This is a genomic window from Geomonas ferrireducens (genome assembly GCF_004917065.1).
In the GTDB taxonomy this organism is placed as follows: domain Bacteria; phylum Desulfobacterota; class Desulfuromonadia; order Geobacterales; family Geobacteraceae; genus Geomonas; species Geomonas ferrireducens.
In genome coordinates, this window is sequence record NZ_SSYA01000008.1 from 1 (window position 1) to 614 (window position 614).

2 tRNA genes and 1 rRNA gene are annotated in these 614 nt (G+C 52.4%); all 3 read right to left on the reverse strand.

Going from position 1 to position 614, the window contains the following annotated elements:
• Positions 1–70: 70 nt before the first annotated feature.
• Positions 71–146 (reverse strand) — tRNA-Ala (locus E8L22_RS21295).
• A 58-nt stretch (positions 147–204) separates the two neighbouring features.
• Positions 205–281 (reverse strand) — tRNA-Ile (locus tag E8L22_RS21300).
• 222 nt (positions 282–503) lie between these two features.
• A 16S ribosomal RNA gene (locus tag E8L22_RS21305) occupies positions 504–614 on the reverse strand; the annotation flags it as partial.

The window sequence follows — 614 nt, forward strand, 5'->3', positions numbered from 1 at the left end:
CTACATTCACTACTATGCAATTGTCAAAGAACGGTATTCAGTGCAAGAACCGAAGCCCTTGCAAGGAAAATGGTGGAGGTGAACGGGATCGAACCGATGACCCCCTGCGTGCAAGGCAGGTGCTCTCCCAGCTGAGCTACACCCCCAAATCATTTGAGACGGTGGTGGCGACTGACAATCCCCCGTAGCCTTGGCGAAGGGGGATGGTGGGCCTGGGAGGACTTGAACCTCCGACCTCACGATTATCAGTCGTGTGCTCTAGCCAGCTGAGCTACAGGCCCGTATCAATCAGTGATGAATACTCAATCACTAAAAATCGTGCCTGGCAGTCATCGCTAACCATTCATCTCGAAATTTTAGAGAACAAAAAGTCCGCGAGAGAGAAGAAGCCTCGCGGGCTTGGTCCTTCAAAACTAAATAGTAGACAGTAATGTAAGATTGACCTGGATAACCGTGACCAGCATCTTACGTGAGCGAGCTCACTGGCTGGTTAGGCTCCTTAGAAAGGAGGTGATCCAGCCGCAGGTTCCCCTACGGCTACCTTGTTACGACTTCACCCCAGTCACCGGCCATTCCTTAGGACGCTGCCTCCCTTGCGGGTTAGCTCACGCACT